The sequence below is a fragment of the Bradyrhizobium sp. I1.14.4 genome, assembly GCF_050435825.1.
In the GTDB taxonomy this organism is placed as follows: Bacteria; Pseudomonadota; Alphaproteobacteria; order Rhizobiales; family Xanthobacteraceae; genus Bradyrhizobium.
Genome location: NZ_JBNDLA010000026.1, coordinates 1 through 23,591, shown reverse-complemented (window position 1 = coordinate 23,591; position 23,591 = coordinate 1). Strand labels below are relative to the sequence as shown.

The following is a 23,591-nucleotide window of genomic DNA, read 5'->3' as shown; positions in this document are numbered from 1 at the left end:
GTCTGGGCAGGATAGAAAAGTGAGAACCGAACAATTCGGCAGGACGATGAACCGCCAGCCGTTAGGCCGGATTGTGGCGGGCCACGAATCATCGGCGAAGTTTATTTCGACATTGTAACGGGTTGCGTGCGCGTTTGTTCACGACGCATTCAGAAGAAACGCTCGGACATCTTTGCAATCGATATGGAACTAAGGCGCGCGAGTGACTCACTGGGCGGCAGGTCGATCTGTCGCAGGCGGCGGGCCGGATGGACCAGGCGGTCCGCGCACCGGTGATTCGTCAGGCGTCTTGCCCGGCAACTCGTCCGGCAGCGGCGGCTCGCCGGGTTCACGCGCCGGCGGCGGGACTTCCGGACGCGGACCGCCGGGCGGAATTCCTGGCGGCGGTTCGTTCGGCGTGCCCGGCGTCGCCGGCGGAATCTCTGGCGGCTCGATCGGCATCACATCGAGACCATGCGGTTGCTGCCGAAGCCAGGTCTGCCTTTACCGAGTCGCGTCGCGCTCATTGATCGCTCCATCGCAGTTCGAAGCGACAACGGATCGCGCGCCGCAGCGTTCCTGCGCCTCATCCCGGCGTGTGGCAGACCGCCTCGATATTGTGCCCGTCGGGATCGAGCACGAATGCGCCGTAATAGTTGGGGTGATAATGCGCGCGAACGCCGGGTGGACCGTTGTCGCGGCCGCCGGCCGCCATTGCAGCCTTGTAGAAGGCGTCGACTGTGGCGCGGTCCTTGGCTGTGATGGCGACATGCACCGGCTTGTTCATCCCGCCTTCGCCGCCGATCCAGAAGTCCGGCTTGCCGTTGGCGCCGAAGCCTGCCGCAGGCGCGTGCCCCGTCACCTCCGCGGGCACTTCCATGATCAGGCTGTAATCGAGCGGCGCCAGCGCTGTCTGGTAGAACGCCTTCGCGCGCGGATAGTCGGAAACCGAAAAGCCGATATGGTCGATCATCGCGTGCCTCCTTGTCGTGACTCCTATCGTACCCACACGCTCACTTCACCTCTCCCGCTTGCGGGGTGGGCGGATTGCATCGAAGATGCAATCCGGGTGGGGGCTCTGTCCACAATACGACTCGTGGACATACCCCCGCCCCGGCCCTCCCCCGCAAGCGGGAGAGGAAGTCAAGCTCGCATGTGGCTACTCTTCAACCCCGCACCAGCAGCGTGTTGCTCCGTGTCCGGCCCTGCTCGACGTAACCGCGTGCATGCATGTCCGCAATGCAGTCGTCGGTCCATTCGTCCTTCGACAGATGCTCGATCACCACTGCGCGGGGCCACAGTTGTTCCGGCGCGTCGCGGAAGAAGCCGGTGAGCACGCGGTCCTCAAAACCTTCGACGTCGATCTTGAACGCATCGACGCTGGTCACGCCGGCCTCGTCGAGTATGCGTTGCAGCCGCAGCGACGGCACCTTGAATGCCTTGCCCGTGGGCGTGCCGGTGACGATGTGGCTGGCGCCGAGATTGTCGCCGTCGGTCTCGATCATCAGCTCGCCGTCGGCAGGGCCGGCGGCCGCCGCGACCAGGCGCACCTGCGGATAGCCGGAGGCCTGCGTGTTGAATTTAAGCCGCGCATGCGTCACCGGATGCGGCTCGATCGCGATCACCTTGCCATTAGGCCCGACATCGCGCGCCAGCGCCAGCGCATAGGTGCCGACATTGGCGCCCAGATCGACGAAGGTGCCATCGGCGCCGACATGACGGCGCAGGAAGGTGAGTTCTTCAAGATTGTAATCGGGATTGAACAGCGCGCCGCGCTCGGTCGCGCTCTGTTGGTGATAGAAGCGGAACGATGCGCCCTGATAGGTCACGTCGAGCGGCCCCGAGCCGAACAGATTGACCAGCCGCGACAGCCAGGGCCGGAACGCGCCGCGCTTCAATCCGCTGCCATGCGCAAGCCGGATGATGGCGGCCTGGGCCGCATTGGGCGCGAAGGCGCCGAACGGCGCCGGCGATATGTCGTTGCTGGGGATCACGCATAGCCTCATCGAAAGCGGCGCATGCATAGCCGGTTTTGACGGGGGCGCCAACGGCCGTTAGGCCGCCTTGCTCGATGCCTGCCGCTGGCGCAGGAAGCGGCCGAGCAGCCTCTGCTTGCCCTTGCGCGGGATCAGGTCGACGTCGCTGACCAGCTTGGCGCCGCCCTTGCGTCGCTCCAGCACGATCTTGCGGCTGTGGAATGCTTCCAGCTCGGCGCGATGGGCGACGCTGACGATGGTCGCCTTCGCCAATTCCGTCGTCACCATCTCCATCATCTTGTCCTGGCTCTTCTCGTCGAGCGCAGACGTCGCTTCGTCGAGCACGACGATGTCGGGACTGTGCAGCAGCAGGCGGGCAAAGGCGAGCCGCTGCTTCTCGCCGCCGGACAGCGTCTGGTCCCACGGTGCGTCCTCTTCGATCTTGTCCTTGAGATGGTCGAGGCCGACCTTGTGCAAGGCGTCGCCGATCTCATCGACGTTCCAGTCCTCCGCCGCTCCGGGATAGGCCACCGCGCGGCGCAGCGTACCCGACGGCACGTAGGGCTTCTGTGGCAGCATGAACAGGCGGCGGTCGGCGTGCAGGCCGACACTGCCGCCGCCCCACGGCCATAGTCCGGCAATGGCGCGGACCAGCGTGCTCTTGCCGGTCCCGGATTCGCCGGCGACCAGCAGCCGTTCCCCCGGCTCGATCACGACCTCGGTTTCGCCGACAACGGCGGTGCCGTCGTCGAGCGTGACGGAGAGGTCGTTGAGGCTCAGCATGGCTTCGCCCCTGGTCTCGCCGCGCTTGATGCGGCCGAAGCCGTCGCCGGTCTCGGCGCGTTCGAGTCCGTCGAGCGACATCATCAGCGACGCGATGCGGCGTGCGCATGCGTTCCAGTCGGCGAGCCTCGGATAATTGTCGACCAGCCAGCCGAACGCGGCCTGCACGATGGTGAAGGCCGACGCCGCCTGCATCACCTGGCCGAGCGTCATGCTGCCGTCGAGGAATTTTGGCGCGCATAGCAGCAGCGGGATCACCGGCGCAATCAAGCTCGATCCCTGCGACACCAGCGTCGTGCGCATGTGCTGTCCGGCGAGCCGCGCCCATTGTCGCAGCACGTTCGAGAACGTCCTGTCGATGCCGTCGCGCTCCTCGGTCTCGCCGCCGAGCAGTGCGATGCTTTCGCCGTTCTCGCGCACGCGGGTCAGGACGTAGCGGAATTCCGCCTCCGCCTGGTTCTTGTCCTCGGAAATCTGCGCGAAGCGACGGCCGATCGCCATGATCGAGCCTGACGCGATCGCGGCATAGATGATCGCAGCAATGACCAGAAAGCCCGGGACGATGATGGACGAGCCGCCCAGCGTCAGCGTCAGCGCGCCGCCGATCGTCCAGAGCACGACGATGAATGTGACGGCGGAGAGCAGCGCCGACGTCACGCCGGCGATGAAGTCGACCGGGGAGTCGGTCGCGATCCGCAGATCCTCCGCGAGGCGGTATTCCGGATTCTTGTGATCGCCGTCGACGAGGTTGAGTTGGTAGTAGCGCCCGTTCGTCAGCCAGCGCGACACCACGGCGTTGGTCAGCCAGGCGCGCCAGCGCCGCTGGATGCCCATGCGGCCAAATACCTGGGCGACGCCCAGCAGCACGCTGCCGATCGCGAGCGGAAAGAAGATGGCGGTCAGGTGGAAGACGCTGACCGAGTCGCGCTTTTCGATCGCATCGAAGATCGCGCGATTCCAGACATTGATGCCGTACTGGACGGCGACATTGGCGACGATCAGCAGCAGCAGGCCGATCGTGAACAACCACGCCAGCCGGTCGCCGCTCCGACCCCAATAGCCGCGCGCGCTGATCCAGAACCGCGTCAGCAAATAGTCCTTGCGCGCCTGCTCGGTCTCTTCGGGCGACAATTCGGGATCGGGTTCGAGAATGTCCGGTGGCGGCGGCTCGAGATGATCGCCGCCTTCGGCAACCACTTCGACAAATTCCGACTTGGCGTGGTCCGCTTCGGTCTCCGCGTGCTCCTTGCCTTCAGGGCCACTTCGCTTTGCGTTGGTTTGCCGAGACGAAGTCGCCTTGGCGGAAGGTTGCTTGCTCGAAGCTCCGGATTTTGCCGCGGCTTTGCCCATGCCACGACAACGTCAGGCAAATCAAACGGTTCCGTCCTGAAGGCGGAGCTGATCCATCGGCGGACCGAGGCGCGCGCTCCCGTGCGCAATTGCGCACTAGGCCGGGACGACGACAGTGGTGGCGTGATAGCGTCGACGAAAACTCGCATTCCATTGTCACGACGACGCCGGCGCCTGATCGCGCTTCAGCCTGCGCGAGCGCGTGGCCTTGTGCAGCACGCGCGCGAGCTGTTCGGCCGAATAGGGCTTCTGCAGCAGCTCGAAGCCACCGCTGCCCTGCTGCGACAGCACCTGGCTGTAGCCGGAGGCGAGCACGATCGGCAGATCGAGCCCCTGGCGGCGGATCTCCTCCGCGAGCTCGATGCCGCTGATGCCGGGCATCACGACGTCGGTGAACACCAGGTCGAACCTGTCAGGGTTGACGGCCAATTCCTCCAGCGCGTGGGTGGCGTTCTCGACCAGCACGCAGGTGCAGCCGAGCTGGGTCAGCGTGTCGGCGGCGAACTTCCCGACCTCCGCATTGTCCTCGACGATCAGGACCGATGCGCTGGTCCGGTCGACCGAAGGTGCATCCTCGGTGAGCCGCGATTGCGGGCCGTGCTCGCCGACGACGCGCGGCAGATAAAGTGTGAATGTCGCACCCTTGCCGACTTCGCTGGTGACGGTCACCTCGCCGCCGGACTGTTTGGCGAAGCCGAACACCTGCGACAGGCCGAGGCCGGTGCCGTGGCCGACCTCCTTGGTGGTGTAGAACGGCTCGAAGATGCGGCCGAACAGCTCCTGCGGAATTCCGACGCCGGTGTCGGCCACCGACACCGCGACATGGCCGTGCGGGCTCGGTGGAGTGATCGCCGCGGGCGGCAGGCTGTCCACGGCACGGACCGCGATCGTGAGCCGGCCGACGCCGTCCATGGCGTCGCGCGCATTCACCGCCATGTTGATGATGGCGGTCTCGAACTGGCCGGCATCGGCGTTGACGAGACAGCTCTCGTCCGGGACCTGCGCTGTGATCTCGATGCGCGAGCCGATCAGGGTCGCGATCATCTCGCTCAGGGTGCGGACGTTCTGGCAGGCGTCGAACAGCTCGGGCTTGAGGGTTTGCCGGCGCGCGAACGCAAGCAACTGGTTGGTCAGCTTGGCGGCGCGGTTCACGGTGTTGGAGATCGCATCGATGTAGCGCTGCCGCCGCGGCTCCGGCAGGTCCGGCCGCCGCAACATGTCGACCGAGGCGCGGATCACGGTGAGCAGATTGTTGAAGTCGTGCGCGACGCCGCCGGTGAGTTGTCCGAGTGCCTCCAGCCGCTGGCCATGCCGCAACGCCTCCTCGGCTTCGATGCGCCGGCTGGCCTCCTCCTGCAGGTGCTGGGTCCGCCGGAAGGCGAGCGCGAGCAGGCCGAACAGCAGCGCGGTCGCCGGTACGCCGAAGATCAGGTGCTGGGCCATGGTCGAGATCCAGCGCGAGCGGATCGCCGAGGTTTCGAGGCCGGCGCTGACATAGATCGGGTATTCGGCCAGCCGCTGATAGCGCATGCGCCGTTCGATGCCGTCGGCCGGGGATTGGATCGTCATGGCGCCGGCCTGCGGATTGGCGACGATCTGACGCCCGAGCGGCCCGCTCGGCTCGAACCTGACGTCGTGGTCGACGACAGGGAAGTGCGCCAGCACCGCGCCATCGGCCCGGATCAGCGCCAGGAAGCTGCCGGGCTCGCGACCGATCTTGGCGTAGAAATACTCGAAATATTCCGGAAGCACGGAGGCCTGGATCACGCCGGCAAAACTGCCGTCTTCGTTGTTGCGGCGCCGGCCGGCGCTGAAGAACCGCGAGCCAAGATAGGGCGGCCGCGGCGTCAGTACCTCGCCGATATAGGTGCCGATGTCGCCCTCGGCGTGGATCCGGAAGTATTCCCGATCCGAGAAATCGACGTCGGGGGCCGGCTGCACCAGGCTGTTGACCAGGGCTCGGCCGTTGGCATCAAACACCCAGATCGATTTCACCTGGGGCAGCGCCACGGCGACCTGGCGCAGCCGCTGGTGCAGATCCTTCTCGCGCGCGACGATGTCGGCGTCGCTCATGCCGCGGATGACCTCGGTGACCTCGGCCAGGCTGCGGTCGATGGTCTCGAACACCTTGAGCGCGTGCTCATGGGCGACGTCAAGCGTCCGCTGGATCTCCTGGTCGGCGGCGTCGCTGGTCGAAACCCAGGACATTGCGGAGGCAAAGATGAACAGTGCCAGCGGAAGGGCCAGCGAGGCGGCCATCATCCATTGCAGCAGTCTCAGCGAATTGCGGTGTGCGGTCTGCACGGGCGCTCCGGCTCCTTGCGGACCTTAACGCAAACCGTTGCGCCGGAGAAAGCGAAACCCCGCCCCGGCGTGCGGCGCGGGGCTGCTTCGTCATCCTGCGGCCGGTCAAGGTTACCGGAAGCCAACCCGGATCGATCAATTGGGAGCCGGCTCACGTCCGGGCCGGCGCGGGGCGGATGTTGCTCGATGTCATCACGGCCTCGTTAGCGCCTCGCCGGCAGTCAAGCAGAAAATCGACCCGGATGACGCTTCCGGGTGCTGTTTTTAGGAGTTCTAAAACCTCCCACGGGCAAATGCTTGACCCTGTGACTACCTGCTGAAAAACAGGCCGCATGACAGGCGATCCAAACACCACCCAGGATATTATGCAGGACATCCGGCTCGGACATGCGGATCGCGGTTTTGTCGGAAAGATCGTCAGGCTCGATGCGCTCATGACGGGTTCATCGCTCTCTCCGCAGGAGCTTGAGCAGCGCCTGGTCGAGATGGGATTTGTCGAAGGCGCGCGCGTGGAAATCCTGCATGAGGGCACGATCCGACGAGACCCGATCGCGGTGCGCGTCGACAACATCACGATCGCGCTGCGCCGGAGCGAAGCCATGGCCGTGATCGTCGAATGACAACTGCATCCCTGCGCCTGGCGCTGGTGGGCGCGCCGAACACCGGCAAGACGTCGCTGTTCAACAGCCTGACCGGCAGCCGCCAGAAGGTCGCCAATTACCCCGGCGTCACCGTCGAGCGCAAATCCGGCGCCTTCGTCACGCCGGAGGGCCGCAGCGTGACCGTGCTGGACCTGCCCGGCACCTATTCGCTGCGCGGCCGCAGCCCGGACGAGGAAATCACCCGCGACATCGTGCTAGGCCGCTTCGACGGCGAGGCGGTGCCCGATCTCATGCTCTGCGTCGCGGATGCCACCAATCTGCGGCTGACCCTGCGCCTCGTTCTCGAGCTGAAGCGTGTCGGCCGGCCGATGATGCTCGTGCTCAACATGATCGATATCGCCAGGCGCCGCGGCGTCACGATCGATCTCGATCGCATGTCGCAGGAGCTCGGCCTGCCGATCGTGACCTCGGTCGCAGTCCGCAAGGGCGGCGTCGACGACCTCTTGAAGCGGACCGACGAATTCCTGGCGAAGTCGCATGAGGCGGCAGCCAGCGAGTGGACGACGCCGACGATTGCAGATCTCAAGGCGGCGCAGCGCGAGGCGGACCGTATCATCGCCGCGGCCGTGACGCTGCCGACCAAGCCCGACACGCTGACCAACCGGATCGATTCCGTCGTGCTGCATCCGGTCTGGGGTCTCGTGATCCTGGCCGCGATCCTGTTCGTGATGTTCCAGGCGGTGTTCACCTGGGCGCAGCCGGTGATGGAATTGCTCTCGGACGGCTTCTCGGCGCTTGGGCAGCTGATCCACGATTTGCTGCCCGAAAGCTGGAGCCTGTTGCAAAGCTTCCTGCAGAACGGCGTGATCTCCGGCGTCGGCAGCGTCATCGTGTTCCTGCCGCAGATCATCATCATCTTCCTGTTCATCCTGCTGCTGGAAGATTTCGGCTACATGGCGCGCGCGGCGTTCCTGATGGACCGCATCATGGGCGGCGCCGGGCTGCATGGCCGCGCCTTCATTCCGCTGCTGTCGAGCTTCGCCTGCGCGATTCCCGGCATCATGGCGACGCGGGTGATCGACAATCGCCGCGACCGCCTGACCACGATCCTGATCGCGCCGCTGATGACCTGTTCGGCGCGCATTCCGGTCTACACGCTGATCATCTCGGCCTTCGTTCCGGCGACCACGCTGTGGGGCTTCGTCAATCTGCAGGGGCTCGTGATGTTCGGCCTCTATGCCGCCGGCATCACCAGCGCGCTGACGGTCTCGGCGATCGCAAAATTCTTCCTGTGGCGCGACCATGCGCCGGCGCCGTTCATGCTGGAATTGCCCGACTACAAGGTGCCGCGGCTGCGCAGCATCGCGATCGGCGTGTTCACCCGCGCCAAGATGTTCCTGTATCGCGCCGGCACCACGATTCTCTCGATGATGGTGCTGATCTGGTTCCTGGCCTCGTTCCCGACCGCGCCCGCCGGCGCCGAGGGGCCGGCAATCAACTACAGCTTTGCGGCGATGATTGGCCATGCGCTCGAGCCGCTGCTGCGGCCGATCGGCTTCAACTGGCAGATCGCGGTAGCGCTGATCCCGGGCATGGCGGCGCGCGAAGTCGCGGTCGCGGCGCTCGGCACCGTCTATTCGATCGAAGGCGGCAAGGAGGCGGCGGACCAGATCGGCCAGGTGCTGGCGCAGAAATGGACGCTGGCGACCGCGCTGTCGCTGCTGGTCTGGTACATCTTCGCCCCGCAATGCGCCTCAACGCTCGCGGTGATCCGCCGCGAAACCGGCGGCGCGAAGTGGATGGTGGTGACGTTCATCTACATGCTCGCGCTGGCCTATGTCGCGAGCTTGCTGACCTTCAACCTGGCGCAGGCGCTGGGCCTGCATTGATTGGGCAGCCGAGTTCCGTCATCCCGACCCGAAACCGCGATGGGTGCAGGCAGGCGAACGAAGCAGTAGAGTTGATCGAGGGCGCGTGAAGCGGCAGGCGCCTCCGCGTGTCCCCTGCGAGACCATGCAATGTCGATCTACGGCCTGGAGCGGATATTTTCGCCTCGAAGCATCGCGGTGGTCGGCGGCAGCCCGCGTCCGTCGTCGCTCGGCGCGGCGGTGCTCCGAAACGTCAAGGCGAGCGGCTTCACCGGAAAGCTGGGCGTCGTCAATCGGCACTATGCCGTGGTCGACGGCGCGCCGACCGTTCCGGACCTGAAGTCGCTTCCGTTCGTTCCCGACCTTGTCGTCATCAGCGCACCGGCGGCTGCGGTCCCGGAGATCGTGGCGGAGGCCGGCCTCGCCGGCGTTGCCGGTGCGGCGATCCTGTCGGCCGGTCTCGGCCACGGCGCGGGCTCGCTCGCGGAAACCGCCGGACAGACGGCGCGCCGATACGGCATGCGCCTGATCGGGCCGAACTGCCTCGGCGTCATGGTGCCGCGGGCGAAGCTCAATGCGAGCTTCGCCGCGCATCAGCCGTCCGACGGACATGTCGCCCTGATCTCGCAGTCCGGCGCGGTCGCGGCGGCGATGATCGAATGGGCGGCCGAACGGCGGCTCGGCTTCTCCGGCATCGCATCGATCGGCGACCAGCTCGATGTCGACGTCGCCGACCTGCTGGATTACTTCGCGCTGGACGATCATACCAGCGCGATACTGATCTACCTCGAGGCGATCAACGACGCGCGAAAGTTCATGTCGGCGGCGCGCGCCGCGGCGCGTATGAAGCCGGTCATCGTCGTCAGGTCGGGACGGATGGCGCAGGGTGCAAAGGCCGCCGCGACCCACACCGGCGCGCTGGCCGGCTCCGATGCGGTCTATGATGCTGCGTTCCGCCGCGCCGGTATGCTGCGCGTCTACGACCTGCGCCAGCTATTCGATTGCGCAGAGCTGCTTGGCCGCGGCTTTGTCCCGCGCGGCAACCGGCTGGCGATCCTGACCAATGGCGGCGGGCTCGGCATCCTCGCGACCGATCGGCTGGCCGAGCTCGGTGGCGTTCCCGCGACATTGACCGACGAGACGATCGCGCGGCTCGACAAGGTGCTGCCGCCGGGCTGGTCATGTGCCAATCCCGTCGACATCGCGGGCGACGCCGATGCCGCCCGCTACGTGGTCGCGCTCAACGCGCTGCTCGATGACGCGAACAGCGACGCTGTCCTGGTCGCAAATGTCGAGACGGCAGTGGCACCGGCCGAGGGAATTGCCGAGGCGGTGGCGCAATGCGTGCGCGATCGCAGGACGAAGCGGAGTGCGGTCGCCGCACTAGTGCTCGCGGCCTGGGTCGGCGCCGACGAGCGCACCGGCGCCATCTTCGAGGCGGCGCGGATTCCGCATTTCCCGACCGAAGACGATGCGGTCCGCGCCTTCATGTATCTGGTGCGCTATCGCGAGGCCTCCACCGCGCTCGCCGCCACCCCGCCCGGCGTCGCATCGGTGTTCACGCCGGAGACGGCAGCGGCGCGGCATGTCGTCGTGAAAGCGTTGTCTGAGGGACGCGCCTGGCTCGATCCGGCCGAGATTGTCGCGCTGTTCGAGGCCTACGCGATTCCGATCGTCACCACAGTTGTCGCGGACAGTGCCAAGGACGCTGCCGAGAAGGCGGCGCCGTTCCTCGCCGCGGGACATGCGGTCGTGGTCAGGGTGTTCTCGCGCGACATCAGGCACGCGTCCGATGTCGGCGGGGTGATCCTCGACCTGCGCACAAAAGACAGTGTCATCGAGGCCGCCAGGACGGTCATGGAGCGCGCCCGAAGCGCGCGGCCCGACGCCACCCTGCGGGGCGTGACGATCCAGCCGATGATCGTGCGGCGTGCGGCGCGCGAACTGATCCTCGGCATCGCCGACGATCCGACCTTCGGTCCGGTGATCGTGTTCGGGCGCGGCGGTCCGGCGGTCGAGGTGATCAACGACAAGGCGCTGGCGCTGCCGCCGCTTGACATGAATCTCGCGCGAGAACTGGTTGGGCGCACCCGCGTCTCGCGGCTGCTCGGCGGCTATGGCGATGTGCCGGCCGTCCCGGCCGAATTGGTGCCGCTCACCCTCGTCAAGCTGGCGCAGATGGCGGCCGACATTCCCGAGGTCGCCGAGCTCGACATCAATCCGATGCTGGCGGACGAGACCGGCGTGCTCGCGCTCGATGCGCGGGTGGCGATCCGCAAACCCACTCGGCTGTTCGCCGGTCACACCAGGCTCGCCGTCAGGCCCTATCCGTCGCAATGGGAGGGCGAGCTTGCGTTACGCGACGGCTCGCGCGTCACGGTGCGCCCGATGCGGCCGGAGGATGAGCCGATGGTTGAGGCCTTCTTCCGGCGCGTCACCGCCGAAGACCTCAGGCTGCGCTTCTTCCATGCGATGAAGGAGTTCTCGCACGCCTTCATCGCGCGCCTGACCCAGCTCGACTATGCGCGGGCGATGGCGTTTGTGGCGCTCGATCCCAAGACGGGCGAGATGATGGGAGCGGTCCGGCTGCACTCGGACTCGCTGTACGCGAACGCCGAATATGCGATCCTGCTGCAGTCCGATCTCAAGGGCAAAGGACTTGGCTGGGCGCTGATGCAGCTCCTGATCCACTATGCGCGCTCGGAGGGATTGAAGCGCCTGTCCGGCCAGGTGCTAACCGAGAACACCACGATGATCGGGATGTGCCGCGATCTCGGCTTCACTGTCACGATGGATCTGGAGGATCACAGCATCGTCGACGTCGTGCTCGACCTCGATCGATCGGCCGTCGATGCTGTCGGGGCGGATATTCTGATTCGGTCCGGCTCGGATCAAAGCGGTGCGACGGCATGGTCCCGATAGGGATGTGCCGTCCGTCTCGCGGATGAAGGCATATTCGCCGCGGCGGCAAGGACGGTGATTGATCAACGCGAGGCCGCTTACGGGGCTTTCAACAGAGCTGAAGAGCTTCGTCTGAGGGTTTCTTCAGGCGCGCCGGATGCATCGATCCGAGGCCAGTCGAGTTGGCCGATGCTGTATTGCTCTTGTCGCGCGGCAACTTCGCGCGTGGCGTCGGAAGCGTCTTTATCCCGCGATGCGATGCGGTCGAGGCGGGTGGACAAATCCGCGTACAGGAAGATCGGCCGGAAGTCGGCCGCTATCTTGCGCGCTTCCTGCTCGATCGCGGTCCGCTCGCTCTCGCGCAGGAAGGCTGCATCAAGGATCGCTGAGAATCCCTGCGCTGTGATCTGCGCGGCACGCTCGAACATCGCCTCATAGACGCGTTCGCTCACTTCGGCGCCATAGGCGCTCTCCGGCAACGCCGTGAGCGGATCAACGTCGAACAGCTCCTTGCGGATCACATCAGAACGCAGGATGATCGCGCCAGGCGGCGGCTGCAACAGGCCGGCGGCGTCGCGCGCCAGCACGCTCTTGCCCGTTCCGGACATCCCGCCGATCGCAATCAGTGATGGTCTTGTCGGGGTGATCAGCCGCAGCGCCAGCTCGAAATAGGATTTCGCCTCGGTCATCCCCGCAACGTCGCCTGATTGTTCGCATTTGGTGAAGAGCACCTGGCTGCGAATCGCCGCCCGCATGGAAAGAAGCAGCGAAAGCGATTGCAGCGCGGCGCCGTTGTCGCGCCAGGTTGGCTCGAGGTAACGATTGAACAGCCGGCTTGCTGCGCGCAGCGAGCGAAAATGAATGAGATCCATCAGCGGGAAGGCAAGGTCGTAAAGAACGTCCGTCGTGGCCATTGCGGGATCGAATTCGATGGCGTCGAACAACACCGGCTTCTGGTTGACGAGGACGATATTGCCGAGGTGAGCGTCGCCATGACAACGTCGGACGCATCCTGCTGAGGCCCGCCGCTCGAGCAGGGGCCGGCAGCTTGCCAAACAGCTATGGCTCCGTTCATGCAACCGTTCGACGGCGCGACCTTCAAGTGAGGGCTGGCTGCGGAGGCTATCCGTGTTGCGGTCGATAATGGTGGCAATGGAGGCAAGCCACGCGGCGCCACCGGAAATCTCTGCCTTCTCATGAGATCGCTGGATCGTATCGGCCAGCGCGTCGCCGATCTCCGGCCTGATCTCGCCGGCGGCAGCCAGATGATCGAGTGTGCAGCGTTCGTCGAACCGCGCCATCTCGACGGCCCACTCGAGCACGGGTCCGGCACCGCCGATTTCGGGGCCGCTTATTCCCTTGGTGATCGGGATGACCTGCCGGTAAAGCTCAGGAGTATAGCGTCTGTTGACGGCAAGCTCCGCCTCGCAGGCGTGCTTCCGCTTCTCCAGGGTCGAATAATCCAGGAACGACAGGCGAACGGCCCGCTTGATCTTCAGGACCCGATCCGGCTCGAGGAACACCGCGGAGATATGGGTGTCGACCCGTTTCGCCGCGCCGCTACGAACGCGCTCGTCCATGAAGGCAAGCACTGCTTGCTGGCTGTCCTCGCGGCTGTTTGTGCGGCTTCGCCTCGTCATGGTCGCAGCACTGCCGCGCCCACCAGCCTGCCGTCGCGCAACTGCGCCAGCGCTGCGTTCGCTTGGTCGAGCGAAAAAACCGTGGTGTGCGTTCGAATACCGGCGCCGGCCCAGGTGCCGAGAAAATCAATGCCGTCCTGCCGTGTCAGATTGGCGACGGAGACGATCTGCCGCTCGCCCCAGAGAATATCGTAGGGGAACGACGGAATGTCGGACATGTGGATTCCGGCGCATACCACGCGCCCGCCCTTGCGCACCGCGCGAAGTGCCTCCGGCACCAACGCTCCGACGGGCGCATATATGATTGCAGCGTCGAGCTCGACCGGAGGCTTGTCCTCGGACGCTCCGGCCCATTCCGCTCCCAAGGAGATTGCGAGAGACCGCGCGTCCTCATCGCCCTTGCGGGTGAAGGCATAGATTGACCTGCCTTGCAACCGCGCGACCTGCGCCACGATGTGTCCAGCCGCGCCGAAGCCATAGATGCCGATGTTGCTGCCGTCGCCGGCCATCACCAGCGATCGCCAACCGATCAATCCGGCACAAAGGAGCGGGGCAAGCGCCACGTCGTCGCCATGCTCTCCGAGCGGGAAGCAATAGCGAGCGTCGGCAACAAGGTGGCTGGCGAAGCCGCCGTCGCGGGTGTAGCCGGTGAACTGCGGACAATCGCAAAGATTTTCCCGACCCGTGCGGCAATAGGGACAGACGCCGCATGTGCGGCCGAGCCAGGGCACGCCGACGCGGATGCCGATCGCGAGTTCGGTGACACCATCTCCTAGCGCATCGATCCGGCCGACCACCTCGTGGCCGGGGACGATCGGGTAGGACAAATCGGGTAGCTCGCCATCGACGAGATGGAGATCGGTGCGGCAGACGCCGCAGGCACTGACCTTGACGCGAACCTCGCCAGCGCCCGGAACCGGGTCAGGACGCTCCGTAAGGACGAGAGGCGCACCGCGCGCCGCAAGCACCATCGCATACATGGCAACCCATCCGGAATCGTAATGGACGCAGTGTGAGCAGGCGATCGTCGCGAGCCTTGATCTCGGTCAAGGCAGAGATATTGGACCTCGCCTTAAGGACATGGTCCATGAATTGGGTTCAGTCAGGAGAGAATGAATGACCGAAGCTACAGTTCCCGTTCACGTCGGGCGCTCCGTGCCGCGCCAGTACGTCAATCCGTTCGCGCTTCTGTAGCAGATGATCGATCGGCTCTTCGACGGCTTCAGCCGCAATTCTTGCCTCCGCCGGGAAACCGCTGCGTCGGGTCAAACGACGTTCTGCCGGCTGACGTAACCTGCTCCAGCCGGAGAAGGCGTGGAACGCCGACTATCGAGCGGAGCCTGGTCGATCGATAGCCCAGGCTCCGGCGCGGCGGATCAGATCTGGCGTTCGACCAGCTTGAACTTGAGCTCGGCGATCGCTTCGGAGGGATTGAGGCCCTTCGGGCACGCCTTGGCGCAGTTCATGATGGTGTGGCAGCGATAGAGGCGGAACGGATCCTCGAGATTGTCGAGTCGCTCGCCGGTCGCCTCGTCGCGGGAGTCGGTGACCCAGCGCGTCGCCTGCAGCAGTGCAGCGGGGCCGAGAAAGCGTTCGCTGTTCCACCAGTAGCTCGGGCAGGAGGTCGAGCAGCAGGCGCACAGGATGCACTCGTAGAGACCGTCGAGCTTCTCGCGGTCCTCGTGGCTCTGCCTCCACTCCTTCTGCGGCGTCGGCGTCGTGGTCTTCAGCCACGGCTCGATCGAGGCATACTGGGCATAGAAATTGGTGAGGTCGGGCACGAGATCCTTGACGACCGGCTGGTGCGGCAGCGGATTGACCTTCACCGCACCGCCCGCGCCGACGTCGTGCATCGACTTGGTGCAGGCGAGCGTGTTCTGGCCGTCGATGTTCATCGCGCAGGAGCCGCAGACGCCTTCGCGGCAGGAGCGGCGGAAGGTCAACGTCGGATCGATGTGATTCTTGATCCAGATCAGGCCGTCCAGCACCATCGGACCGCAATCGTGGGTGTCGACATAGTAGGTGTCGACGCTCGGATTCTTGCCGTCGTCCGGGTTCCAGCGATACACCCGAAATTCGCGCGTCTCGGTGGCACCCGCCGGCTTCGGCCAGGTCTTGCCGCCGGAGATCTTCGAATTCTTCGGAAGTGCGAATTCAACCATGCTTGCTCGCCTTCGTTCTCAGTAGACCCGCGCCTTCGGCGGGATGTACTGCACGTCATTGGTCATCGTGTAGCTGTGCACCGGACGGTATTCGATCGCGGTCTTGCCGGCCGGATCGATCCAGGTCAGCGTGTGCTTCATCCAGTTCTTGTCGTCACGGTCCGGGAAATCCTCGCGCGCATGCGCGCCGCGACTTTCGGTGCGGTTGGCCGCCGAATCCATCGTCACGACCGCCTGCACGATCAGATTGTCGAATTCGAGCGTCTCGACCAGGTCGGAATTCCACACCAGCGAGCGGTCGGAGACCGAGATGTCGCTGATGCCGCCATAGACCTTGTGGATCAGGTTCTGGCCTTCGTGCAGCACGTCGCCGGTGCGGAACACCGCGCAATTGTTCTGCATCACATGCTGCATGCTGTCGCGCAGCTTCGCGGTCGGCGTGCCGCCGGAGGCGTGACGGAAGTGATCGAGCCGGCCGAGCGCGAGGTCGGCTGAATCCTTCGGCAGCTCCGGCTGCTTGGCGTTCGCGGACAGCTTGTCGGCAAGGCGCAGCGCCGCGGCGCGGCCGAACACCACGAGGTCGATCAGCGAGTTGGAGCCGAGGCGGTTGGCGCCATGCACCGAGACGCAGGCCGCCTCGCCGATCGCCATCAGGCCCGGCACCACCGAATTGTCGTCGCCGTTGCGCTTGGTCAGCACCTCGGCATGATAGTTCGTGGCGATGCCGCCCATGTTGTAGTGCACGGTCGGCACGATCGGGATCGGCTCGCGCGTGACGTCGACATTGGCGAAGATCTTCGCCGATTCGGAGATGCCCGGCAGCCGCTCATGCAGCACCTTCGGATCGAGGTGATCGAGATGCAGGAAGATGTGGTCCTTCTTCTTGCCTACGCCGCGGCCTTCGCGGATCTCGATCGTCATCGCGCGCGAGACGACATCGCGCGAGGCGAGATCCTTAGCCGACGGCGCGTAGCGCTCCATGAAGCGTTCGCCCTCGGAGTTGACGAGATAGCCGCCTTCGCCGCGGGCGCCCTCGGTGACGAGACAGCCCGAACCGTATATGCCGGTCGGGTGGAACTGGACGAACTCCATGTCCTGCAGCGGCAGGCCGGCGCGCAGCACCATGCCGCCGCCGTCGCCGGTGCAGGTGTGGGCCGAGGTGCAGGAAGCATAGGCGCGGCCATAGCCGCCGGTCGCCAGAATCGTGCTCTGGGCCCGGAAGCGATGCAGCGTGCCGTCATCGAGCTTGAGCGCGATCACGCCGCGGCAGACGCCCTGGTCGTCCATGATCAGGTCGATGGCGAAGAACTCGATGAAGAACTCGGCCGCATGGCGCAGCGACTGGCCATACATCGTGTGCAGCATGGCGTGGCCGGTGCGGTCGGCGGCGGCGCAGGTGCGTTGCGCCTGGCCCTTGCCGTAGTCCAGGGTCATGCCGCCGAACGGGCGCTGATAGATCTTACCGTCTTCGGTGCGCGAGAACGGCACGCCCCAATGCTCCAGCTCGTAGACCGCGTCGGGCGCGTTGCGCACCATGTATTCGATCGCGTCCTGGTCGCCGAGCCAGTCCGACCCCTTCACGGTGTCGTACATGTGCCAGCGCCAGTCGTCGGGATGCATGTTGCCGAGCGAGGCCGAGATGCCGCCCTGCGCCGCAACCGTGTGCGAGCGGGTCGGGAACACCTTGGTGATGCAGGCGGTGCGCAGCCCCGCTTCCGAGCAGCCCACCACGGCGCGCAGGCCGGCGCCGCCGGCGCCGACCACGACGACATCGTAGGTGTGGTCCTGGATCGGGTAGGCCTTGCCGTTGGTAGCCGGGCCACTGCCGTTGGTGGCCTTGCCGTTTCCTTCACCGGCCATGGGTTAAACTCCCGACGACAATTTGAGGATTGCGTAGATCGAGGCCAATGCGACCGCGACGCAGAAGAAGTTGTTCGCCATCACGCTGGCGATCTTCAGCTTCTCATTGTGGATGTAGTCTTCGATCACGACCTGCATGCCGATCTTCATGTGCCAGGTGCTGGCGACGATGAAGAGCAGCAGGATGATGGCGATCGGGATCGAGCCGAGGATCTGTGCCGCGCCGGCATGATTGCGGCCGATCAGCATGATTACCACGACGATGACGGGAACGATCAGGAGCGTCATCGCAACCGCGGTGAGGCGCTGGCGCCAGAAATCGCCCGTGCCGGTATGCGCGGAGCCGAGGCCGCGGACGCGCTCCAGCGGCGTGCGCATCGAAGAGCGGCCGCTCATCGTCCACCTCCGACGGCGTAGGCAATGATCCAGAGCAGCACGGTCAGCGCGATGCCGGCGACCAGCGCGCCCCAGGTCAGCGCTTCGCGCTCATTGGCCTTGAAGCCGTAGCCGAGATCCCAGACGAAGTGCCGGATGCCGCTGCACAAATGGTGCATCAGCGACCATGTGTAGCCGAACACGATCAGCTTGCCGATCGCGCTGCCGGTGAAGGCCTGGACGCTGGCATAGGCGGTGGGGCCGGAGGCGGCCGCAATCAGCCACCAGGCGAGCAGGAGGGTGCCGAAATAGAGTGCCACGCCTGTGGCACGGTGGACGATGGACAGCGCCATCGTCAGCGTCCACCGGTAGGTCTGCAAATGGGGTGAAAGCGGTCGTTCGATCCTGGCGGTCATCGGCGGGCTTTGTGTTTTGAGGGACCGCGGCCGGCCCATCGGGGAACGCGGTAGAGGAGTTCTATTTACGGAGTCGGATCAGCCCGCGCAACGGTCAAATAGCCTTCGCTCGAACCGAAGTTCATTGTTAGACTTGCCGAATTCTGATTGATCCGCAGTGTGGTATACCAGATGCAAGGTCGAGTGAACCAAGAAGTGAATATCAATCCACCCAACTTGGTTGACGCGCTTAGCGGGGCGCGATCGGGTTGCGGAAGGCGTCCATTTTGCCCCACTGTTCCACCAGATAATCGACAAATGCCCTGATCTTAGGCGCTGCGAGGCGGGACGGCTGGAGCATCAGATGCAGCGGCGTCGGCGCCGGTTCGTGGTCGATCAGCAGGCGCTGTAGGCGGCCGCTCGCGAGATCGGACTGCACCTGCCAGGCCGGCACGCGGACGATGCCCGCGCCGTCCCTCGCCGCGTTGACCAGCGCGTCGAGGCTATTCATCCAGAGCCGACCGGATATGCGGAATTTGCGACCCGTCTTCGAACCGTCGGCAAACCGCCACGCCGCGCCGCCAGGCGAATCGGAGAACACCAGGCAGTCATGCGCCGAAAGCTCGTCCGGTGTCTGCGGCTCGCCGCGCCGGGTAAGATAATCTGGCGATGCGCATACAATCATCTGAAGGTCGGTGAGCTTGCGCGCGATCAGCTGCGAGTCGCGCAGCCGGCCGATCCGAATCGCCAGATGGATATCCTCTTCGACCATGTCGACGGCGCGGTCGATCAACAGCAGATCGACGGACAGCGCCGGATAGCGGCGCAGAAATTCGACCAGCAAGGGCGCGATGACGAGCCGCCCGATCAGGCTCGGAGAGCTCACGCGAATTCGCCCTGACGGTTGGTGCGGGTCGCGCGACAGCGCCGCCTCGATTTCCCTGACCTCGCCGAGAATCGATTTCGCGCGCTCGTAGAGAACGCGGCCGTCATCGGTCAGCGCGAGCTGACGAGTGGTGCGCAGCAGCAGGCGGGCGCCGAAATGCTCCTCGAGGGCACTGATCTGGCGGCTCACCGAGGTCAGCGAGCTCGGCAGCGAGCGCGCCGCCGCCGACAGGCTGCCGGTCTCCACCGCGCGGACAAAGGCCGCCATCGCCGCAAGCTGGTCCAAGCTCGATCCTTCCACATTTTGCAAGAGAGCCTGCCTATTTGCAGCAATACCCCCGTCTTTCAGAAGGGTCTAGCCTGTCGGCTCCACGATTTGAGGAGCTCGACATGGCCTCAACTTCCATCCAACCCGATCCGCTCGAATGGCGCCGAACCGCCGGCCGCGCCAATGCCGACGATCCGGCCATCCTGCTTGTTTTCTCCTGCGCCGGACTGCTAGTCGACGTGCTGGCGTTGCTGATGCAGGGCGTAGCGCACTCCACCCCACTCCGCTTGGCCTTGATCGCGGTCGCTGCTCCGGTGGCGGCGTTGGTCGCGTTGTGGTTGGCCGACCGCACCGAGGCGGGCCGCTCCTGAAGATGCGAAGGACATGATGGCCGGCCTCGATCCCAAGGAGTTGCTCGAGCTTGCGCTGCTGCTGATCGCGGTCGGCGCGCTGTCCGGTTTTCTCGCCGGCCTGTTCGGCATCGGCGGCGGCGCCATCCTGGTGCCGGTGTTCTACGAATGCTTTCGCCTCGCCGGCGTCCCGCTCGAGGTGCGGATGCCGCTGTGCATCGGCACCTCGCTCGCGATCATCATCCCGACTTCGCTGAGCTCGTTTCGCGCCCATTATCGCCGCGGCGCGGTCGACATGGAGATCCTGAAGCGCTGGTGGCTGCCGATCGTGATCGGCGTCGTCGCCGGCAGCGTCACCGCGCGCTTTGCCCCGGAGCGGCTGTTCAAGATCGTGTTCGTGATGGTGGCCTGGTCGGCGGCGGCGCGGCTGCTGCTGGCGCGCGAGACCTGGAAGTTCGGCGACGACGTGCCGAAAGGCTTCCTGATGCGCGTCTATGGTTTCTTCGTCGGCCTGCTGTCGACGCTGATGGGCATCGGCGGCGGCCTGTTCGCCAACCTCTTGATGACCTTCTACGGCCGGCCGATACATCAGGCGGTCGCGACCTCGTCGGCGCTTGCGGTGCTGATCTCGATTCCCGGCGCGCTCGGCTATGTCTATGCCGGCTGGCCCGCCGCCGCGCGCTTTCCCGACGTCGCCGCGCTGCAACTGCCGTTCGCGCTGGGCTACGTCTCGCTGATCGGCGCGTTGCTGGTGATGCCGACCACGCTCGTCACCGCGCCGCTCGGCGTGAGGGTCGCGCACGCGCTTTCGAAGCGGGCGCTCGAGGTGGCGTTCGGGGCCTATCTCTTCATCGTCGGCGGGCGGTTCGTGATCAGCCTCGTCGGCGGACACTAGCCGCAGTCAATCCTTCAACCGGACTTCGCTGTTACCCCAGTATCGCAGATCGCCTGCGCTCTCGATACTATCCAAATCAGAGAGAGTCTGTAGTCGGGCCGCCGTCGCCTCATGACTGATAGCCCAGCCGAGCTCCTTGAAGCGTTGTTCTGCATCGGTCACGAATGCCGTAACTTTCCGCCAGCGAGACTTCAAAAGCGAGAAAATAACTTCGTCCAGTTGATCTTCGGTCACTGACGACGGAAGAGTCACCTCGCTCCATGTCAGTTCGCTGAACAGATGCGGGGGCTTGGGCGGAGGCTCTAGATCAGGATGCTGGGCATAGATGCCCGCCAACAGCCTTCGGTAGACGATTTCGTAGAGTTCGTTGAGATGCTCCCACAAGGTGTCGCGCTCGACCTTGTCGATTTGCCCCATGGCCATCACCGTACGATCGAGTGCTCCGCCCACGTTCAGTAGGCGCTTCTTCAATTCTGCCGCCTGCTCTCGATTCATTCCGGGTCTCGTCACCGCGCCTTGTAAATATCCCTATACATATCCCGCAGAATGTTCTTCTGCACCTTGCCCATCGCATTGCGCGGCAGTTCGTCGACGACGAAGACGCGCTTGGGCATCTTGAACTTGGCGAGCCGCCCGTCGAGCGCCTTCAGCACCGAGCCCTCGCTGACATCGGAGCCTTTGCTGCAGACCAAAACGGCTGTGACGCCTTCGCCGAAATCGGCATGCGGCACGCCGATCACGGCGGATTCGATCACGCCGGGCATGGCGTCGATCTCGCTCTCGATCTCCTTCGGGTAGACGTTGAAGCCGCCGGAGATCACGAGGTCCTTGCCGCGGCCGAGGATGTGGACGTAACCCTTGTCGTCGATCTTGCCGAGGTCGCCGGTGATGAAGAAACCGTCGGCGCGGAATTCGGCCTTGGTCTTCTCCGGCATCCGCCAGTAACCCCTAAACACGTTCGGGCCCTTGACCTCGATCATGCCGATGGTCCCGCGCGCGAGTTCCTTGCCGGTCTCGGGATCGGTGACCCGCACCGAGACGCCGGGCAGCGCGAAGCCGACCGCGCCGGGCACGCGCTGGCCGTCATAGGGGTTGGAGGTGTTCATGTTGGTCTCGGTCATGCCGTAGCGCTCGAGCACGGCGTGCCCGGTGCGATCAGACCATTCACGATGGGTGTCGGCGAGCAGCGGCGCGGAGCCCGAAATGAACAACCGCATGTGTTTTGTCGCGTCCTTGTTCAGGCCGGGATTCTGCAACAGGCGGGTGTAGAAGGTCGGCACGCCCATCATCACGGTGGCGCGGGCCATCAGCTTCAGGATCGCGTCCGGATCGAACTTCGGCAGGAAGATCATCGAGGCGCGCGCAAACAGCGTCACGTTGCTCGCCACGAACAGGCCGTGGGTGTGATAGATCGGCAGCGCGTGGATCAGCACGTCCTTGTCGGTGAAGCGCCAGTAGTCGACCAGCGAGTACGAGTTCGACGCCAGATTGTCGTGCGACAGCATCGCGCCCTTGGAGCGGCCGGTGGTGCCCGACGTGTAGAGGATCGCGGCGAGGTCGTCATTGCCGCGCGGCACGGTGACGAATTCCTTCGCCGCCTTGTCGGCGGCCTCGGTCAGCGAGCCCTTGCCGCTGGCATCGAGCGTCTCGACCTTCGCGCCCACCTTGGCGGCGATCGCCTTGATGCCTTCCAGCCTGGAGGGATCGCAGATCACGAGCGACGGCTCGGCGTCGGTGATGAAGTATTCGAGCTCGTTCAGCGTATAGGCGGTGTTGAGCGGCAGATAGACGCCGCCGGCGCGCACGGTCGCAAGATAGAGCACGAGGGCCGAAACCGATTTCTCGGTCTGCGCCGCGACGCGGTCACCCGGCTTGACGCCGCGCTCAACCAGCACGTTCGCCATCTGGCCGGCGCGCGCGATCAGGTCGCCGTAGGAGATGCGGCTGCCGTCGAGCTGCTCGATCGCGAGCCGATTGGGGTCGTCGAGGCCGTCGAACAGGCGGGAAAACAGGTTGGCGTTGGCGGTCGTGTTCATGCAAACATCCCGTGAGGGGCGAAAGAGCCGGAAAACTCCGGCTGGATTAGCAAAAACGCCCTTCGGAAAGCAACGGAGACAGTTTGCATGACAAATAATGGGAAACGCGTGGCCTGGGTCACCGGCGGCGGCACCGGAATTGGCGAATCCGGGGCGGAATTCCTGGCTGCGGACGGCTGGACGGTGGTGGTCTCGGGCCGCCGCAAGGAAGAGCTCGACCGCGTGGTGGCCAACATCACGAAAAAGGGCGGCAAGGCCGAGGCGATCCCGCTCGACGTCAGCAACAAGGCCGATGTCAGCAAGGCTGCCGAGGCGATCGTCGCCAGGCACGGCCGCATCGACCTGCTGGTCAACAGCGCCGGCATCAATGTGCCGAAGCGGAGCTGGGCCGACATGGAGCTGGAAGGCTGGGACAGACTGGTCGAAATCAACCTCAACGGCGTGCTCTACTGCATGCGCGCGGTGCTGCCGACGATGCGCAAGCAGCAGGACGGCTGTATCATCAATGTCGCGTCCTGGGCGGGCCGGCACGTCTCGAAGATGCCGGGCCCGGCCTACACCACGACCAAGCACGCGGTGCTGGCGCTGACCCATTCCTTCAACATGGACGAATGCGTCAACGGCCTGCGCGCCTGCTGCCTGTCGCCGGGCGAGGTCGCAACGCCGATCCTGAAGCAGCGGCCGGTGGTGCCGAGCGAAGCCGAGCAGGCCAAGATGCTGCAGCCCGAGGATTGCGGCCGCACCATCGCCTTCGTCGCCGGCATGCCGTCGCGCGTCTGCATGAACGAGATCCTGATCAGCCCGACGCACAACCGCGGCTTTATTCAGACGCCGTCGAATAGGGATTAGTCTCAACTCCCTCAACGGGTCGTCCCTGCGAAAGCAGGGACCCATATGTGGACGGCCCCCGTGGCACAAGAGCTTTTTGAGTAGATCGGATCGCTTGCATCCATATGTCCGGC

General features: G+C 65.1%; 20 protein-coding genes. 6 read left to right on the top strand and 14 right to left on the bottom strand.

From position 1 onward, the window contains the following. Positions 1 to 207 precede the first annotated feature (207 nt). The 5 genes from ABIB78_RS32170 to ABIB78_RS32150 all read right to left on the bottom strand — a co-directional run bounded on the left by ABIB78_RS32170 (position 208) and on the right by ABIB78_RS32150 (position 6,392). Entirely contained in the window at positions 208 to 441 is a 234-nt protein-coding gene (locus ABIB78_RS32170) for a hypothetical protein (protein WP_429032044.1), read from the bottom strand. Positions 442 to 565: 124 nt separating this feature from the next. Beyond that, positions 566 to 952 (bottom strand): VOC family protein, encoded by a 387-nt coding sequence (locus tag ABIB78_RS32165; RefSeq protein ID WP_429032042.1) that lies wholly within the window; start codon positions 950 to 952, stop codon positions 566 to 568. Positions 953 to 1,145: 193 nt separating this feature from the next. Then, the gene (locus tag ABIB78_RS32160) at positions 1,146 to 2,003 is read right to left on the bottom strand and encodes an FkbM family methyltransferase (protein WP_429032039.1); all 858 of its coding nucleotides are present in this window, start codon (positions 2,001 to 2,003) and stop codon (positions 1,146 to 1,148) included. A gap of 30 nt (positions 2,004 to 2,033) precedes the next feature. Continuing rightward, positions 2,034 to 4,088, bottom strand: coding sequence for an ABC transporter ATP-binding protein/permease (locus tag ABIB78_RS32155; protein WP_429032037.1), 2,055 nt, complete (start codon positions 4,086 to 4,088; stop codon positions 2,034 to 2,036). Positions 4,089 to 4,244: 156 nt separating this feature from the next. Then, the gene (locus ABIB78_RS32150) at positions 4,245 to 6,392 is read right to left on the bottom strand and encodes an ATP-binding protein (RefSeq protein ID WP_429032034.1); all 2,148 of its coding nucleotides are present in this window, start codon (positions 6,390 to 6,392) and stop codon (positions 4,245 to 4,247) included. Positions 6,393 to 6,724: 332 nt separating this feature from the next. Here ABIB78_RS32150 and ABIB78_RS32145 point away from each other — a divergent pair, with 332 nt between their 5' ends. From ABIB78_RS32145 to ABIB78_RS32135, 3 genes are all read left to right on the top strand, one after another. After that, positions 6,725 to 7,012: a FeoA family protein gene (locus tag ABIB78_RS32145; RefSeq protein ID WP_429032032.1), complete on the top strand. Its 288-nt coding sequence runs from the start codon at positions 6,725 to 6,727 to the stop codon at positions 7,010 to 7,012. Then, entirely contained in the window at positions 7,009 to 8,883 is a 1,875-nt protein-coding gene (feoB, locus tag ABIB78_RS32140; protein WP_429032029.1) for a ferrous iron transporter B, read from the top strand. Before ABIB78_RS32145 ends, feoB begins: the two co-directional genes overlap by 4 nt. A 129-nt stretch (positions 8,884 to 9,012) precedes the next feature. Next, a complete protein-coding gene (locus tag ABIB78_RS32135; RefSeq protein ID WP_429032028.1) occupies positions 9,013 to 11,784 on the top strand; it encodes a bifunctional acetate--CoA ligase family protein/GNAT family N-acetyltransferase in 2,772 nt (923 codons plus the stop codon). 77 nt (positions 11,785 to 11,861) lie between these two features. Here ABIB78_RS32135 and ABIB78_RS32130 read toward each other — a convergent pair whose 3' ends face one another. The 7 genes from ABIB78_RS32130 to ABIB78_RS32100 form a co-directional block, all read right to left on the bottom strand. After that, complete coding sequence (locus tag ABIB78_RS32130) at positions 11,862 to 13,343, bottom strand: AAA family ATPase (protein ID WP_429032025.1); 1,482 nt, start codon at positions 13,341 to 13,343, stop codon at positions 11,862 to 11,864. A gap of 56 nt (positions 13,344 to 13,399) precedes the next feature. Further along, positions 13,400 to 14,383, bottom strand: coding sequence for a zinc-dependent alcohol dehydrogenase family protein (locus ABIB78_RS32125; RefSeq protein ID WP_429032024.1), 984 nt, complete (start codon positions 14,381 to 14,383; stop codon positions 13,400 to 13,402). Between the two features lie 396 nt (positions 14,384 to 14,779). Continuing rightward, entirely contained in the window at positions 14,780 to 15,565 is a 786-nt protein-coding gene (locus tag ABIB78_RS32120; protein WP_166300497.1) for a succinate dehydrogenase iron-sulfur subunit, read from the bottom strand. Between the two features lie 18 nt (positions 15,566 to 15,583). Next, complete coding sequence (sdhA, locus tag ABIB78_RS32115) at positions 15,584 to 17,425, bottom strand: succinate dehydrogenase flavoprotein subunit (protein WP_429032021.1); 1,842 nt, start codon at positions 17,423 to 17,425, stop codon at positions 15,584 to 15,586. Positions 17,426 to 17,428: 3 nt separating this feature from the next. Beyond that, positions 17,429 to 17,803 (bottom strand): succinate dehydrogenase, hydrophobic membrane anchor protein, encoded by a 375-nt coding sequence (gene sdhD / locus ABIB78_RS32110; RefSeq protein ID WP_083992366.1) that lies wholly within the window; start codon positions 17,801 to 17,803, stop codon positions 17,429 to 17,431. Between the two features lie 14 nt (positions 17,804 to 17,817). Continuing rightward, the gene (sdhC, locus tag ABIB78_RS32105; RefSeq protein ID WP_429032018.1) at positions 17,818 to 18,216 is read right to left on the bottom strand and encodes a succinate dehydrogenase, cytochrome b556 subunit; all 399 of its coding nucleotides are present in this window, start codon (positions 18,214 to 18,216) and stop codon (positions 17,818 to 17,820) included. A 229-nt stretch (positions 18,217 to 18,445) separates the two neighbouring features. Next, complete coding sequence (locus tag ABIB78_RS32100) at positions 18,446 to 19,366, bottom strand: LysR family transcriptional regulator (RefSeq protein WP_429032015.1); 921 nt, start codon at positions 19,364 to 19,366, stop codon at positions 18,446 to 18,448. A gap of 104 nt (positions 19,367 to 19,470) precedes the next feature. On the opposite strand from ABIB78_RS32100, the gene ABIB78_RS32095 reads away from it, so the two are divergent. Both ABIB78_RS32095 and ABIB78_RS32090 read left to right on the top strand, forming a co-directional pair. Continuing rightward, entirely contained in the window at positions 19,471 to 19,719 is a 249-nt protein-coding gene (locus ABIB78_RS32095) for a hypothetical protein (protein ID WP_429032013.1), read from the top strand. 13 nt (positions 19,720 to 19,732) lie between these two features. Beyond that, the gene (locus ABIB78_RS32090) at positions 19,733 to 20,593 is read left to right on the top strand and encodes a sulfite exporter TauE/SafE family protein (RefSeq protein WP_429032010.1); all 861 of its coding nucleotides are present in this window, start codon (positions 19,733 to 19,735) and stop codon (positions 20,591 to 20,593) included. Positions 20,594 to 20,599: 6 nt separating this feature from the next. Here the strand turns inward: ABIB78_RS32090 and ABIB78_RS32085 are convergent, their stop codons facing one another. Continuing rightward, positions 20,600 to 21,088: a hypothetical protein gene (locus tag ABIB78_RS32085; protein ID WP_429032008.1), complete on the bottom strand. Its 489-nt coding sequence runs from the start codon at positions 21,086 to 21,088 to the stop codon at positions 20,600 to 20,602. An 11-nt stretch (positions 21,089 to 21,099) separates the two neighbouring features. Continuing rightward, complete coding sequence (locus ABIB78_RS32080; RefSeq protein WP_429032005.1) at positions 21,100 to 22,629, bottom strand: malonate--CoA ligase; 1,530 nt, start codon at positions 22,627 to 22,629, stop codon at positions 21,100 to 21,102. Between the two features lie 87 nt (positions 22,630 to 22,716). Between ABIB78_RS32080 and ABIB78_RS32075 the strand changes: the two genes are divergently transcribed. Then, a complete protein-coding gene (locus ABIB78_RS32075) occupies positions 22,717 to 23,478 on the top strand; it encodes an SDR family oxidoreductase (RefSeq protein WP_429032002.1) in 762 nt (253 codons plus the stop codon). Positions 23,479 to 23,591: the final 113 nt, after the last annotated feature.